The sequence below is a fragment of the Flavobacterium sp. genome, from assembly GCF_044357305.1.
GTDB lineage: Bacteria > Bacteroidota > Bacteroidia > Flavobacteriales > Flavobacteriaceae > Flavobacterium.
On the sequence record NZ_JBIKPS010000003.1, the window covers coordinates 205,408 to 220,039 of the forward strand.

General features: G+C 34.7%; 10 protein-coding genes and 1 pseudogene. 3 read left to right on the top strand and 8 right to left on the bottom strand.

What is annotated here, in order from left to right:
- Positions 1 to 91 precede the first annotated feature (91 nt).
- The 3 genes from ACIQ2J_RS04330 (at position 92) to ACIQ2J_RS04340 (ending at position 2,977) form a co-directional block, all read left to right on the top strand.
- The gene (locus ACIQ2J_RS04330; protein WP_396167139.1) at positions 92 to 1,336 is read left to right on the top strand and encodes a site-specific integrase; all 1,245 of its coding nucleotides are present in this window, start codon (positions 92 to 94) and stop codon (positions 1,334 to 1,336) included.
- A 75-nt stretch (positions 1,337 to 1,411) separates the two neighbouring features.
- Positions 1,412 to 2,260 (top strand): RteC domain-containing protein, encoded by an 849-nt coding sequence (locus tag ACIQ2J_RS04335; RefSeq protein ID WP_396167140.1) that lies wholly within the window; start codon positions 1,412 to 1,414, stop codon positions 2,258 to 2,260.
- Between the two features lie 291 nt (positions 2,261 to 2,551).
- Entirely contained in the window at positions 2,552 to 2,977 is a 426-nt protein-coding gene (locus ACIQ2J_RS04340) for a carboxypeptidase-like regulatory domain-containing protein (RefSeq protein ID WP_396167141.1), read from the top strand.
- A 457-nt stretch (positions 2,978 to 3,434) separates the two neighbouring features.
- Here the strand turns inward: ACIQ2J_RS04340 and ACIQ2J_RS04345 are convergent, their stop codons facing one another.
- From ACIQ2J_RS04345 to ACIQ2J_RS04380, 8 genes and pseudogenes are all read right to left on the bottom strand, one after another.
- A complete protein-coding gene (locus tag ACIQ2J_RS04345; protein ID WP_396167142.1) occupies positions 3,435 to 4,892 on the bottom strand; it encodes a magnesium chelatase in 1,458 nt (485 codons plus the stop codon).
- A 50-nt stretch (positions 4,893 to 4,942) separates the two neighbouring features.
- Positions 4,943 to 6,061, bottom strand: a complete 1,119-nt coding sequence (locus tag ACIQ2J_RS04350) for a VWA domain-containing protein (RefSeq protein WP_396167143.1) — start codon at positions 6,059 to 6,061, stop codon at positions 4,943 to 4,945.
- A 199-nt stretch (positions 6,062 to 6,260) separates the two neighbouring features.
- Positions 6,261 to 6,959, bottom strand: coding sequence for a DUF1826 domain-containing protein (locus tag ACIQ2J_RS04355; RefSeq protein ID WP_396167144.1), 699 nt, complete (start codon positions 6,957 to 6,959; stop codon positions 6,261 to 6,263).
- Between the two features lie 36 nt (positions 6,960 to 6,995).
- Entirely contained in the window at positions 6,996 to 9,515 is a 2,520-nt protein-coding gene (locus ACIQ2J_RS04360) for a glycosyl hydrolase 2 galactose-binding domain-containing protein (RefSeq protein WP_396167145.1), read from the bottom strand.
- The gene (locus ACIQ2J_RS04365) at positions 9,484 to 10,155 is read right to left on the bottom strand and encodes a copper homeostasis protein CutC (RefSeq protein WP_396167146.1); all 672 of its coding nucleotides are present in this window, start codon (positions 10,153 to 10,155) and stop codon (positions 9,484 to 9,486) included. Before ACIQ2J_RS04365 ends, ACIQ2J_RS04360 begins: the two co-directional genes overlap by 32 nt.
- A 4-nt stretch (positions 10,156 to 10,159) precedes the next feature.
- Positions 10,160 to 11,146: an isoaspartyl peptidase/L-asparaginase family protein gene (locus tag ACIQ2J_RS04370; RefSeq protein WP_396167147.1), complete on the bottom strand. Its 987-nt coding sequence runs from the start codon at positions 11,144 to 11,146 to the stop codon at positions 10,160 to 10,162.
- Entirely contained in the window at positions 11,146 to 13,416 is a 2,271-nt protein-coding gene (locus ACIQ2J_RS04375) for a family 20 glycosylhydrolase (RefSeq protein WP_396167148.1), read from the bottom strand. The genes ACIQ2J_RS04370 and ACIQ2J_RS04375 overlap by 1 nt, the downstream gene beginning before the upstream one ends.
- A gap of 191 nt (positions 13,417 to 13,607) precedes the next feature.
- Positions 13,608 to 14,632, bottom strand: a pseudogene (locus ACIQ2J_RS04380) (aminopeptidase); the annotation flags it as partial.

Consider the following 14,632-nt stretch of genomic DNA (forward strand, 5'->3'; position numbering starts at 1 on the left):
TTTACTTGTTCATTTACTTGTTCAGTGTTTAAACATCTTGTTTTGTTCTATTTAGAAACTTAAATTGAATATAAATTAAAAGGTTACCACCATGAAAACGAAAATTACATTACATTTTTATGCAAAAAGTACAAAGTCCAATTCAGCAGGGCAATTCCCTATCTATGTTAGACTAACTGTTGATGGAAAACGATTAGAGTTCAGCTCGAAAAAATTTATTGATCCTTCTAAATGGTCAGCAGAATTGACCAAAATGAAAGGACAATCCGAGGATGCTCGTTCAATAAATGAATATCTTGATTTGATAAAATCAAAAGTTTATACTATTCAAATGGATCTAATCCATAGAAACGAGAATATAACAATTGAAGTGTTTAAAAACATCCTAAACGGCACCCAAGCTCGCCAGCGTTTTCTTATTCCAATATTCCAGGAACACAACAACAAAATAAAAGAACTACTAGGTATCGAGTATGCACCAGGAACACTGGAGCGATACGAAACATCCCTAAAACACACCAAAAACTTTTTAATCTGGAAATACAATATCTCCGATATTGATATTTCTAAAATCGATCATGCCTTTATCACCGATTATGAATTTTACTTGCGCAGCGTTAGAAAGTGCGCCAATAATACAGCGGTGAAGTACATCAAGAACTTCAATAAAATAATCAAGTTATGTTTGGCCAATGACTGGCTAGATAAAAATCCTTTTAGCAATTACAAATCCAAAGTTAAAGAAGTCGAGCGCGTATATTTATCCGAAGAAGAAATTCAAAACATCATCAACAAAGATTTCAAGACCGAAAGACTTTCCCTGGTGCGAGATATCTTCCTTTTCAGCTGCTTTACTGGTTTGGCATATATTGATGTCAAAAACTTAACAAAATCCCACATAAGTATCGGTATTGATGGAGATAAATGGATATTTACGCACCGACAAAAAACAGAAACCGCTTCCAAAATCCCAGTGTTACCAGTAACTCAAATGATAATTGACAAATACGAAAACCACCCACATGCAATAAACGAAGAAAAACTTTTGCCAATACTAAGCAATCAAAAAATGAATGCCTATTTAAAAGAAATAGCTGCAGTTTGCGAGATTGAAAAAGAACTAACCTTCCACATTGCCAGACACACTTTTGCAACGACTATAACTCTTACAAATGGAGTTCCAATTGAAAGTGTAAGCAAAATGCTAGGACATAAAAATTTAAGAACTACCCAACACTATGCCAAGGTATTAGATAAAAAAGTAAGCGAAGACATGAAAATACTTCGCGACAAATTTTCTTTAATTCCTAATGAAAATGTTAAAAATAGCAATTAAATAAATTATTTTTCTTAATTTTTATACAGTTTTTGATGTTTAACAAAATGTATAATTATAAAAAGGGGATAATATATGAGTACAAAATTCAAAGAAATGTTATTTGAATTAACGGAACAATTAAACTTTATCAATCTAGAATTAGATGATCCAATTGCAAAATCCGAAAAATCAATTGATATAACTATTAAGGTTATTAACAACGTAAAAAAACAATTTCTTAAAAACAAATCAATCAGCCATGATGTAGAAATTGATTTTTTTAAAAACATCAAACCCAAATTTACCGCTTTATACATTTATCACAATGCGATTTTCAAAATCGAAACTAAAATGCCGCATGGTGGCGACCGAATTATAAGAAAATACATCAACAAAGAATTAAAAAATCTAAAAAGATATTTTGATAATAATTTAGATTTCTACAATTACCACCGAACTGGAAATACTTTTTTAGATTTCAAATACTTCATACGTGGAAATCATGACCTAAAATTGAGACTAGATAGCTTCTATTTTGAAGCCGACCATAACTTCGCAACATCCCATGATTTCAAGGTTGCCAAGATATTGGCACACGATTTAGTAGAGGTATATTTAGAGTCAAAATTACTCAATATGGGTAAGAAAAAATGCAAAGAAAAATCACAACGCGAACCGAAGGGGAAAATGGTTTGGACAGGCTCAAAAGTGTCTTTAACCGAAATTTTATACGCTTTTCAAACCAGTGGCGTTTTTAATAATGGCACTGCCGAATTGAAAGATATTGCTAATTATTTTGAACAAGTTTTCGATATTGACTTAGGTCAGTACCGACGAACTTTCCTTGAAATACGGGGGCGCAAGACCGATAAAACAAAATTCATAAACAGTTTACAAGAAGATTTAATTCATCGATTAGAGAAGTCAGACGAGACTTTTTAACACAAAAAAAATATTTTAAAAAAAATCGTACCCAACGCGGCCCCCGTTGTGATTTTTTTCCAAATTAATCTCCCGCTCTTCGAAGTCTCCTGACTTCGAAAAAACAACAAATACAAAAACCGCCATTGCCAACAAACAATCAATACCCACAAAATAAATAATTTCAAATTTGTAAGAAAAAATCTATACATTTGATAAATATAAAAACTGCATAAAATAGCGACAATCAACCCAATTATGGATGTATACTCGCTACTTTGTAGCGCATATATACAAGTTACCAGCAAGGTTATGAAAAAACTTAAAACAACAATTATCGTCTCACTATTATTGATTCTCCAAAATTCATTTGGACAAGAAAATATTATAACCGGAAAAGTTGTAGATAGTCAATTAAAAGAACTTCCTATGGCGATAATCTTGTGTGGTTCAAAAATAATAGACACAACTGATTTTAATGGAAACTTTAAATTCAAACTTACCTCAGAAATAAAAAATATTACAATTAGATTTATTGGATTTGATTCAGAAAAGATTAATATCAAAGAAAACTGTAATGTTATAGAAGTTGTGTTGCTTGAATCAGGAACTTATGATTTTGTTAGTTTAAAAACTGCCGAGAGAAAAAGAATTAGACGTAGAAATAAGTTGTTACCGAAGTTGTATGCAGAAGCCTATCAGAAGAAAATCTTTATAAATGAAAAACCCTGCTGGTAACAGCCGTTACAAGAAATTGCTAGGCTTGGGATTTATCAGAATTGGTAATTGTTGAATAAAAGTTTTGTCTATATTTGTAATGGTCAGTGAATGAAGTACGCAACTTCTGGTAGCTGCCAAACGTTAGAATACAGCTTGTTTGCGAAAAAAATCGGCTAAATTATCTAACATATTAAAGGAACAATCTGTTGATTTTTTTAAGTTTAATACTGAAAAGCGGAAACTCAATATTGATATACGGAAACTCTACAAGGATAGGCGGAAGCTCTACCAGGATAGACGGCAGCTCTACCAGGATAGACGGCAGCTCTACAAGGATAGGCGGAAACTCTACCAGGATAGGCGGAAGCTCTACCAGGATAGGCGGAAGCTCTACCAGGATAGACGGAAGCTCTACCAGGATAGGCAGACTATAAATAAAAAAACTCGCAGTAGTTAGGCTGCAAGTTTTTAAATCTTATAATTTATTGATGTAATTACTATACAAATCTTTGAATTGGTAACCAGACACCACCCTATCTTTACTTAATTTATCATATTCTACCAATCCCCAAAGTAGAAATTCTTTCAAGAAGTACTTATCTTCTGGAGTATAATTGGGTTGGTATTTTTGAATTAAATCTTCTAACGGTTTTACTGCATCTAATTGTTTACGGTATTCTTCGTCGGAAGCATCATCCAATAATTCGAAACCAGTTTCTGCAAAAAACCATTCTAATAAATTAGCATAAGGACTCGCAGTAGCATCGCGTTCTAGCTTCTCTATTTTAGGAAAAAAGGCAGGAAAAAAAGTATGAATGGCATCTCCAATCAAATGTTGCGCAACCACAGCCGCACCTTCTTGTTCGCCTTCGTACACAAGCTCTACTTTTCCTGTAATTGCAGGGATAATACCCATAAAATCCGATAAACGAACTGTAGTAGTATCGGTTCCTGAAAGTAAACCTCTTCGTTCGGCAGTACTCAATAAATTCTCATAAGCGGTGATACTCATACGAGCGCTCACGCCACTTTTGGCATCAATAAATTCGCTTTCACGAGCTTCAAAACTAATTTGTTCCAATAAATCTTTTGCCAAGGATGGAACATAAACAGCATCCGATTGAGCTTTGTCCAACTTGGCCTCTTGATGCGTAATAATTCTTGCTATAGCAATACTTTCTGGGTAATGCGTTAGTATTTGCGAACCTATTCTATCTTTTAACGGAGTTACAATACTTCCACGATTGGTATAATCTTCGGGATTGGCAGTAAATACAAATTTCATATCTAAAGGCATTCGCACTTTGAAACCTCGAATTTGAATATCTCCTTCTTGCAAAATATTAAACAAGGCTACCTGAATACGGGCTTGCAAATCAGGTAATTCGTTGATAACAAAAATACAACGATTGGCTCTTGGAATCATACCAAAATGTATCACGCGATCATCAGCATAGGATAATTTTAAATTGGCCGCTTTTATAGGGTCCACATCGCCAATTAAATCGGCAACGGTAACATCTGGAGTGGCAAGTTTTTCAAAAAAACGTTCGCTTCTGTGAATCCATTGTATTGGAGTTGTATCGCCTTTTTCTGCAATTAAATCAATAGCGTATCTTGAAATAGGACGCAATGGGTCGTCATTAATTTCCGAACCTGCTACAATTGGCATGTATTCGTCTAACAATTCAATCATCTTACGAGCCAAACGTGTTTTCGCCTGACCACGAAGTCCAAGTAAATTGATGTTATGTCGGGATAAAATGGCGCGTTCCAATTCGGGAATAACCGTATTTTCAAATCCGTGAACCCCTTCAAAAACAGGTTTCCCAGATTTTATTTTAGTACGGAGATTATCTCGCAACTCGTCTTTAATACTTTTAGAAACGTATCCCGATTGCTTTAATTCTCCTAGTGTTTTTATATCTTTCATAGTATTTTCTATATTCTATTTTCTTTATTCTATTTTCTTTATTCTATTTTCTATTTAATCTTCTTCTTTCTATTGGTTTCATAATCTTCAAAAATCATTTCACCTAAACCTTTCAATCCGGTGTAAAATGCTTTCCCTTGGTTGGCTTCGGTAAATCGGTTGACGAATTTCTGCAAATAAGGGTCGTTTGCAATCATAAAGGTGGTTATGGGAATATGTAATTTCCGAGCTTGTGCCGCTTGATTGTAACATTGCTCTACAATATATTCGTCTAACCCATTACTATTCATGTAATAGGTGCCGTCTTTTTCACGAACGCAACTTGGTTTTCCATCCGTAATCATAAAGATTTGCTTGTTCGTATTTCGCTTTCTACGAAGCATGTCCATTGCCAATTGCAAACCTGCAACGGTATTAGTATGGTAAGGTCCTACTTTTAAATAAGGTAAATCTTTAATGGCAATTGGCCAAGCATCATTTCCAAAAACTAATATATCAATTGTGTCTTTTGGGTAACGCGTAGTAATTAATTCTGCTAAAGCCATAGCGACTTTTTTAGCTGGGGTAATTCGATCTTCGCCATACAAAATCATACTATGGCTAATATCAATCATCAAAACGGTACTCATTTGGGATTTGAATTGGGAATCTTCTACCACCAAATCATTCTCGGTCAACTGAAAATCGTCTATTCCGTTATTGATTTGTGCGTTGCGCAAACTCTCCGTTAGAGAAATAGTATCTAATGAATCTCCAAAGTTATAGGCTCTAAATTCTCCTGTTTGCTCATCGCCACTCCCAGAAAATTTAGTTTTGTGATTGCCACTTCCCGATTTATTTAGGTTGCCAAAAATTTGGTCTAAGGCTTGTTGGCGAATTGCTCTTTCGGTTTTAGCAGTAATACCCGTTCCAGAAGTGCCATCTTCTTTTAATTCTTCTCGAATATATCCTTTTTTCTTTAAATCATCAATAAAATCATCAATAGTATAATTGGCATCTGTGAGTTTATATTCTACATCCAATTGCCGTAACCAATCAATGGCTTCCTCAAAATCTCCCGAAGTATGGGTGATTAACTCTTTGAAAATTTCAAATAGTTTATCAAAAGGGGATAGATTGGGTGCTTCGTATTTTTTAAAGAAAAATCCTTTCTTAGTATTCTTTTCCATAGCATATAAAATTACTCTTTAAAGATTAGAACCCAATAAAACGATTATTAATTTTAAGTTAAAAGATAGCAATAAGTATAACTCCGGCTTTTTCTACAAAGTAATCCAATGTATAATTATAGAACTAATTATAGCCAAAGGATACAACTAACTAATTATTATCAATCCCAATAAACCTTTAAAACTGAAACTATTTTTATTAACAGATCAACAACAAACGGTATTCCCCATCCTTTTCAATAGGCGCTCTGTGAATACATGGTGGCACTTGTTGTTTTGGATGATCTACCGCCAAGCGCCAAAGATGTCCTAATCCTAAATTAGTAGGCGTTATATTGGGTTGGGCCAGATAATGCAAATCAAAATAATTTTCCTCCAAAAAACTTTTAAATTCTCCCGAAGGGCCGCTATGTAGCGCTTTCAATTTTTCTCGAATTTCAGGAATTAATATTTTTTGCACTGCCTGCTCGTTACCAATAATATCACTTGCCGCTCCGTGATAGGTACATAAAAAAGTATCCGTGGCAATGGGCGAACGGTCCACATGAAACGAATACACATCCGTGGAAATAAAATCGAACTCCGCATCTCGTTCATAACACTTCAATAAATTAAGAGAGGGTGAAGCACCGAAATCAGCCAATAATTGTATATCATTTAATATAATTTCTCTTGCTATAGTTCCTTGTTCGGATAGTTGGAGTGCTACTAGATCTTTTGGATAAACTTCTGTAATATTTTCTTTTAATTGCAACTTATCTACAATCGCTGCAAAATCGCCTTCCAAATTTCGGTACCAGCATAGGGCATTTTTTTCTTCTTTAAAATCGGTAGTTACCAATTCCGAAAAAGTGGACACTATTCCAATTTGTTTGTTGTTAGAAAAGGTATCGTTCATAGTTGATAAGTTAGTTCAAATGCTGTAAATACGGAATTATAAATCGTTCAAAGACTTTATTTTCAGTACACTTTTTTTGCCTTTGAAAACAAGTATTCGTTTTTCATTGGGTAGTAAATCGATAAAATTATCTTCCAATTCTATTCCTTTGCCTTGAATAAAAACATCCTTTGCCAAGGTATTGGTAGAAAGTTCTAGGTGATTTTTATCGATAAATTTATACGTAATATTTGGTTTTTGAAAAATTAAGTCTTTCGGAGAAAGGAAATAATATTCTGTCGTAGTTTTCTCGCCTTTTGAATTGATGAAGACCGCATGCAACAGACAGTCTTTCCAAATCTTAGCGTCTGGAATTTCCGAATTGGAGAGTTCCACCGCATTGGTAACGGCATTGGATTTAACGTTAATTGTCTTGGAAGTTTTCCAGAACTCCGTTCCGTTAAAACGGATAATGCTCAAAGTTAACGTACCTTTTTCGGCAATTAATCCATCATTAATAATTTGAACTTTTATAGAATTCAACCCCGATTTATCCGTATTTTCAACTCCTTTAATAACAATTAATTTGGATTCAAAGGATCGTTTTACCTGATATTGAGCTGCTTTCCAACGACCATAATAATCGGTACTACTCCAAGAGGTTACTGGCCAACAATCGTTCAGTTGCCAATACAAACTTCCCATACAATAAGGCATTGCGGATCTATGGGCTTCAATGGCTAATTTAAAACCTCTTGCTTGTAGTAATTGTGACACATAAATATAATCTTCAAAAGCGGTTGGAATTTTATAATCGCGTTCCATGTAGGTTTGAATAGTTTCATAACCCGTTGGATGTTTTTGATGTGCTTTTACCGCTTCTGATGCGAGGTTCATTTCTGTGGGTTTTGCAAAAGTTTGAAAAGTTTTATAATCGGGCATTCCTTGAAAACCATATTCACTCATAAAACGTCCTACTTTTTTGGAATAGTTTTCCAAAGGTTCCATTCCCCACCAAACACCCCAATAATGGGAATCTCCCTGTGTGAGACTTTCCTTTTTGCCCCAGCCAATAGATGGTGAAGAGGGCCAATACCTATTGTTTTCTTTGGATACTAAAGAATCTAATACCGCTGGGATTTCTTTTTCAAACAAACGTTTGTAATTGTTCCAAATGGTGGTGGAATCCTTTTTAGAATAATTATATTGTTTTTGCCAACCCCAGTTGTTCCAACCTTCATCTACTTCATTATTTCCGCACCACAGCGCAATGCAAGGATGGTTTTGCAAGCGAACAACTTGGTCTTTCACTTCTTCTTTTACATTAGAAACGAATGCATCATCACCCGGAAATAAAGCACAAGCAAACATAAAATCCTGCCAAACCAATATCCCTTTTTGGTCGCATAAAGTATAAAAAATATCATCTTCATAAACACCACCTCCCCAAACGCGAAGCATATTCATATTGGATTTTACCGCAGTTTCAATTAAATTTTCATACTTTTTATACGTCATTTTTGGCATAAAAGATTCTGGTGGGATATAATTTGCCCCTTTCATGAATACTTTTCTACCATTGACTTTAAAATAAAAACTTTTACCAATGGAATCTTTTTCTTGAACTAATTCAATGGTTCTTAGTCCAATTTGTAATTTCTTTTCATCCAATAATTTCTTTTTCTGATGTATTTGAACGGAGAAAGTATATAAATTAGGCGCTCCAAGTCCGTTGGGCCACCATTTTTTTGGATTATTAATTTGGTACGGAATTTCTACTATTTGAATTCCTTTTTTGAGAGAAACAATTTGTTTTTTATGATTAATTACAAGGGAGTAAACCCCAGGCTTGTAACATTTTACGGTCGTTTTAATTTTTAATTGTGCCACTTTATCGTTTAATTTCTCTTGACTGTAGGAAACGGATTCCAATTGGGCTGCATTCCAAAAACGTAGTACTACATTTTTCCATATTCCTGCCGTAACGAAACGTGGTCCCCAGTCCCATCCAAATTGATACGGTGCTTTTCTAACATAAACTTTTTCATCACCAGGCAAAACAAACGGAGAGAGTGCGGCTGTTTTTTTAGCTTTTAAAGAAGACGATTCAAATTCAATGCGCAGCGTATTGCTACCTTGACGAATCAATTTTTGAATTGGAATACGCCAAGTTCGAAACATATTATTGGCTTCTAACACCAAGGAATCATTTACGTAAACCAATGCATCAGTATCTAATCCGTAAAAAATAAGTTCTTTGTTTTGGGGAAGAATTTCCTTTTTGGAGATTACAAATTTGGTTTGATACACCCAATATTGTTCTTCAATCCATTGTAATTGCTTTTCATTACTGCCATAAAAAGGGTCTTGTATTTGATGATTCAAAAACAAATCGGTGTGAATAGTTCCTGGAACATGGGCTTTGCTCCATAAATTATCCGAAAATTTCTGAACGTTCCAATTCTCTTTGGAAAGCGAACGTTCCCAATTTTGAGTCCATCCAAGGAACGAACTGAAAAATAGAATTACTATTAAATACCACTTTTTACGCATTGGAAAGGCAATCTTTAAGAGCATTAATTTCCGTGAGATTTGCAATTTCAGTTGCATCCGTAATTGCTGAGGTATGATAGTAAGTGGCTTTTGTTATCGCTTTTACTTTTGAAGCATTTGAAGAGCGCAAACTACCTCCAGGCATAATTTGAATTGGATTTCCAAAACGAATAATAGCCTCTTGAACCGCTTCCATTCCAAACTCTATTTTGGATTGGTGTCCAGAAGTTAATATTGTTTTAAAACCGATAGTAATACAAGTATTTATGGCTTCAAAATAGTCCCCCGTATAATCAATTGCTCTATGAAAACTACACGGCAGTGGCTTTGCCAGAGCAACCAATTCGGAATTTCTTTGAAAATCAACGTTGTTATTTTCATCTAGGATTCCGAAAACAAAACCGTCAATTCCAGTATTTTTTAATTCTAAAATAGAACGTTTCATTGCATTAAATTCAGCCTCCGAATAGTTAAAATCACCACCTCTTTGCCGAATCATTACTAGCAATTCTTTAGAAAATAATAGTCTTGCTTTTAGAGTACTATCAATACTTGGTGTAGTTCCTCCTGCATTAAATTCATCGCAAAATTCCACACGATCTGCATTACTTTGGGCAACTACAGCCACCGATTCTAAGTTAAAACAAGCCACCTCTAATTTCATGTTTCTATTTTAAATAAAATGGTGCATCAATTAATCTATTTCCTGAAGCATCGCAAACAGCATAATTAAATCCGCCTTGAATGCAATAGGAACCATATTCTCCTGATTTATTTAAAGCAATAAAACCAACTTGAATATCGGTTAGATTTTTGTTTCTCGATTTCGTTAATTTTATTATCCTTTGAACCGCTTCCTCACAGGCTTGCTGTGGCGATTTACCTTGACGCATTAATTCAACCACTAAGTGGGCACCCGCAATTCGAATTACTTCTTCCCCGTGACCTGTTGCTGTTGCAGCGCCAATTTCATTATCTACATACAATCCAGCACCAATAATGGGAGAATCACCAACACGTCCGTGCATTTTAAAAGCCATTCCACTCGTAGTACAAGCCCCAGATAAATTTCCATCGGTATCCATAGCAATCATTCCTATAGTATCGTGATTTTCAATATTGGCCTTAGGTGTATATTCTGATTTTATAAGCCATTCTTTCCATTCCTTTTCGGAATCAGCGACTAATAAATTCTCTTTTTTAAATCCTTGTGCTACTGCAAAATCTAATGCTCCTTCTCCAACTAGCATAACATGAGGCGTTTTTTCCATAACGGCTCTTGCTACCGATATAGGATGTTTTATAAATTCCAAACAAGCAACAGAACCAATATTAGCATATTCATCCATAATACAAGCATCTAAAGTTACATGCCCGTCTCGATCTGGTCTGCCACCATAACCTACACTTCTTTCGGTAGGGTCGCCTTCAGGGATTTTAACTCCTGCTTCCACCGCGTCTAAAGCTCGTCCGTTTTGTTTTAAAACTTCCCACGCTGCCACATTGGCTTCTATTCCGAAACGCCATGTAGACAAAACTATAGGCTTATTTATTTTGGTTGGAATAGTAATATTCGTGTTAGCTTTTACTCTTGTGAATGCTAATCCTGCTCCTGCAATAGCAGCTGTTTTAATAAAATCTCTTCTTGTTTTCATTATTCCACTTTTATTTCATCTAAAAATAACCAGGCTGGTTCCCCAGCTCCAGGTTTTCCGGTTTCTATTTTCCCTTGATTGTATGCGTTTACTTTTATGTATCGAAGGGAAGCAAAAGGAATTTCGACTTTTACAATTCCTTTTGAAACTTCAATTTCTTGAACTGAAATACTGCGTTCAGAAGAATAATCTATTCCGTTTTCAGAATAAGAAACGGTAATTTTCTTAGGATAATAAATCCAACTAGCGGGACTCGACAATACATCAATGGTAATGGTATGCACCTTTTTTACCGAACCTAAATCAATAGTAGCAATTGCATTTTTACCAGAAAACCCAAGCCAATCTCTGCCAAATTTACCTCTATCACCATACATTCCATCCACTAAACTAAGGGCTCCATTTGCTTTGTAAGAATTACTAGGCTCCTCTTTTAATGTAACAGTTGCTGCAGTGGCCAAATGAATTTCAAATTTTTGTTCTAAAACTGCGCTCTTTTGAGTTTCCGCCTCAAAACATGCGGCTTTTAATAGAGTGTTTTTTTCTATTGTGATGGGTTTGCTATATAGTAGTGAATGAGTTGTGGGTTGCGTTCCATCTAAAGTGTAAAATATAGCAAAGGAAGGATTAGCGGCAATTAATTCTACTTGGAGTAAATGAGTTGTAGAAGCGGTGATTTTTGCTTTTACTTCAAATAAAGCCTTACTATAATTTATTTTCATTTTGTCCAATAGTGAAAAATGCAGTTGCAATCGGGCTTTAAAATCTGCATAATTAGATGTAGCATCTTTTCCCCAAAGCACTTCTGACAATGCAGCCATTCTTGGCATTGCCATATATTCTACTTTGGCAAAATCTTCCATATATTCCGTCCAAACGTTTCCTTGAGCACCAAGAATGTAGTGACTTTCATCTTCGGTTAATTCAGTGGGTATTGGGTAAAAATCATAAACCATTTCTAATGGAGTATAGCCTCCAATTGCCAAAGGTTCCGTTTTTTGTTCGCCTTGATAATGATCAAAATAACAATGAGAACCGGGACTCATTACCACAAAATGTTTTGCTTTGGCTGCAGCAATTCCACCTTCTGTTCCTCGCCAACTCATTACAGCTGCATTTGGTGCCAGCCCTCCCTCTAGGATTTCATCCCATCCAATAATTTTCTTCCCCTTTTTATGGATATATTTTTCTATTTGAGAAACAAAATAACTTTGTAATTCGTGTTCGTCTTTTAATCCTTCTCGTTTAATTAAAGCTTGACATTTTGCACATTGTTGCCATCTTGTTTTGGGACATTCATCTCCTCCAATGTGAATATATTCCGATGGAAATAATGGTAAAACCTCCTCTAAAACGGCTTTCAAAAAAACCAATGTGCTTTCATTTGGACAAAAAACATCGTCTAAAACTCCCCAATTTGTAGCAACTTCAAATGGGCCACCTGTGCAAGAAAACTCTGGATATGCTGCCAAAGCTGCAGTTGCATGTCCTGGCATTTCAATTTCGGGGACTACTGTGATGTGCTTTTGTTGGGCATAAGCTACAATTTCTTTAATATCTTCTTGCGTGTAAAATCCACCGTAGGGCTTCCCATCAAAACGTTGTTCGTTATAGTGCCCAACCATAGATTCTTTTCTAAATGCTCCAACGGAAGTTAGCTTTGGATATTTTTTGATTTCAATGCGCCACCCTTGGTCATCCGTTAAATGCCAATGAAAAACATTCATTTTATATAAGGCGAGATAATCGATGTATTTCTTTATATCCGACTTTGGAAAAAAGTGTCTTGCAACATCCAAATGCATTCCACGCCATTTAAATTTGGGCTGGTCGATAATTGTTAAAGCAGGGATTTGTGGATTTGTTTTCAAATAATAATCCATCAATTGGTTTAAGGTTTGAATTCCATAAAAAAGCCCATTAAAATTAGCAGCTTCAATATGTATTAAATCGGAATTAATTTTGATTTTATATTCCTCCGTATCCATTTTTAGTAATGGATTCAATGTTAATTCAATGCATTTTTTTGATTTTAGTACAGTAGAACTGGTTGCTAAATCAAAGCCTAATTGCTTTTGAATTAGGTCCTTTAGATATAGAACTTCCAGATTTCCTTTTGGTGCAATCAAAACCGTTTGTTTTGTTATAGTAAAAGGAGAACCTTCTTCCAAACGAAGATATTTAGGTTTTGGAATAATTGGAATAGTGGCTTGTGCGTTACTTTCACAACTCATTAAGGTTAAAAAAAGTAGGGCTATTTTTTTATACATAGATTCAAATTATTATGGATGAATACCCTTTTTGTGATTTAATTTTGATTTCAGAAGATGAAAGTAATCAAATTTGTTTACAAATTAATAGTTACACACGAATATTAATTAGAAGTAATGGAAAACACGTTTAAAAATACAAGGGTAATGATCCTATTATGCTGCTAGTAGGAATATTGTTTTCTGAATTTTTAAAACCATTTTCTTGTAAATAAACCCATTAGCGATTGTGGAGAAAATGCAACTATAAACCTAATTTTTTCGGCATATTTGGGTTGGGTAATTTCAAATCCATTAGTAGATTGTATTGGAAAATACAATTCGAAATAGTCGGTAACCAAGTTCAACCGGATACCACTATCGTATACAAATCGGGCATCTTGTTGTTTGTTTTTCATCATTCCAACATCGCCATATACTTCAATCCAATTCCAAATATTGAAACTTCCGTTACCCGTTGTAATCCATTCATTAGCATAAGGATTAACCAATTTCGATTTAAATCCACCTTCTGCCTGAATGTACTGTTGGCTGAAAATTCCGGTACTTTCGGATCGTCCTAAATAATTATAATCAAATAAATAATCGGTTGCTCTATCTAAAGAAAAACTGAAATAATCCGATTCGGTTTTGTTATACAAGAAAACCCCAGCATACAAACGTAAATTCACTTGTCGATTGTCGTCAAAAAGTCTTCTAAAACTAATACTGGTTGAGGCTTTTCCAAATTTAGAAGCCAATTGAAAATCGGTAGTATATCCAAAATGTTTCGTGATTTCGGTTTTAGAATTGCTGTATCGTGCATTAAAAATGGAGTAATTACCTTCTAAAGTTGTTTTAACAAAATCACTTGGTTCCCGATTTACATATACTTGTCTTAGCAACAAACTTTTGAAATGATTGTCTCGGTAATCGTTTTCTCTATATCGAAAAAGAACATAAGGATTTATCTTTTTATAATAGGCATCTGGCGCATAATGGTAATTTTCGCCACTCAATCCATAGCGAATGTTATACATTTTACTATCGCGATTGAATTGGTTTACACCTAATGAAAACCTTCCTGATAATGAACTAGTTTTGGTGGAGTAGGAGGGAGTAACGTCAAAATTAAAGGGTTTATCTAAGATGGTTTTATTGTGAAAACGCATGCCTGGAATAAATCCGTCATAAAAATTGTATTCTAAAGTTGGAACATATAAAATCTGATTGTAAT